This window comes from Bacillus proteolyticus (genome assembly GCF_001884065.1).
GTDB lineage: Bacteria > Bacillota > Bacilli > Bacillales > Bacillaceae_G > Bacillus_A > Bacillus_A proteolyticus.
The window spans coordinates 1-1,587 of the sequence record NZ_MACH01000129.1 but is presented as its reverse complement, the minus strand read 5'-3'; the positions used below and the strand labels follow the sequence as shown (position 1 = coordinate 1,587).

The following is a 1,587-nucleotide window of genomic DNA, read 5'->3' as shown; positions in this document are numbered from 1 at the left end:
AGAGTAATAGTATCAGTATGTCCAAGATTTAGAGATTACCTGCAATTATCTTGAAGTTTTCGCACCAGAACCCAAATTAGTTTAAAAAGGTGTCTGTTTTTTAGGGACGTTTCAAAAGTATATTTTTGAGATTTTGGAACTAATATTTCATGTAATTTTGATAGTTCCAAAAGGTGTACCTTTTGGGACATAAAATAATCCCTAAGAAATTAAAAGTTATTCGATTTATTGTTTTTTGAATATTTAGCGAAAAATGAATAATATGTTGTAAAATTTAGGTATACAATAAATTTATATAGGAAAGAAGGAATATTCATGTTTAATAATTATATAATCGCAAAAGACGAACTTTTTTATAAAAAACGTTTTTACAATGTATTAGCTTCAACCCCTCTTGTAGTCATTTCACTAATAGCTATATATTTATTAGATTTTGGATTAATTAATTTTGTAGTCTTAAATGGCATTGCAATAATGACTTTAATAATTCAGTTCATTTATTATTATTCAAATTGGAAAAAACCTCTCAAGTGACTTTGGTAGGTTTCAAGATATATTGACTACTGATAACAAAATTTATGTAAACAAAGGGGAAAAATATGATTAAACAAGCTAGTGAAAATGATCTGAATGAAATTCTAGCAAAATCAGATAATGCTCTATACGAAGGAACATTCAAGACTTTTAAACCTACACAAAAACGAGTAAAAGAAATTATACAAACAACATTAGAACAAGGAGCATACTACTTAGTACTCAAAGACGATGACAATCTAAATGATGACTTAAAGGGATGGATTCTAATTGGCAGTGGTAAAGATTATTTTTCACAAGAGAGTGTAGGATTCATTTACGAATTATACGTTTTACCAGAGTATCGTGGTCAAAAGCTTTCAAAGAAATTGATGAAAGCAGGATTAGATGAGTTGTCTTTAAAAGGACATAAAGAAATACGATTAAATGTTCATGCAATGAACTTTGCAAGAGAACTATATAAAGAATTTGGTTTTGTAGATCGGCAGATTTCCATGAGTTTAACTTATAAATAAAGAAATTCCAATAACAATTGATTATGTGAACGAAAAGTCCCTTCAGAAGATTCGAAGGGACTTTTTCTAGGTTTTTAGATACAGTGACTGCTGATAAGTGGGGTTATGTAAACTTTTAATATAGTTTTTAATCCTTGGACAGGATTAAAATTGTTAAATAAAAATTATTTATACAAATTAATCCCTTATCTATTATAGATAAGGGATTAGTTTGATTTTGTTGTATGGTATAAACAAAATTGAGTGTCATAATATATGGTAACATGAATATTCATGTGTCTTTAAAATTTTATTTATTCTAAACAAACAAAAAGAACTAGTATCATACTAGTTCTTTTTGTTTGTAGATCCATATTTAAGTAGTAGGGTACTACATATAAATCAATACAATATTAGAAGTAAAAGGATACCAACCTTTGTACAGATTAATTATAGTATAAATTTTCAGAAAAAATATATTTATTAGTTGGTTATTTATTCCTTGTTTTCTGCAATTGGTTACATTTACCTGATGTTTTTAATGTAATATTACGTTAAG

2 protein-coding genes are annotated in these 1,587 nt (G+C 27.0%); both read left to right on the top strand.

The window, feature by feature from the left end; all coding sequences use genetic code 11:
• Positions 1–315: 315 nt before the first annotated feature.
• Positions 316–534, top strand: coding sequence for a hypothetical protein (locus BAQ49_RS33750; RefSeq protein ID WP_071747184.1), 219 nt, complete (start codon positions 316–318; stop codon positions 532–534).
• A gap of 65 nt (positions 535–599) precedes the next feature.
• Positions 600–1,049 carry a GNAT family N-acetyltransferase gene (locus tag BAQ49_RS22960; protein WP_071747183.1) on the top strand — a complete coding sequence of 150 codons (450 nt, stop codon included), beginning with the start codon at positions 600–602 and terminating at the stop codon, positions 1,047–1,049.
• Positions 1,050–1,587 lie beyond the last annotated feature (538 nt).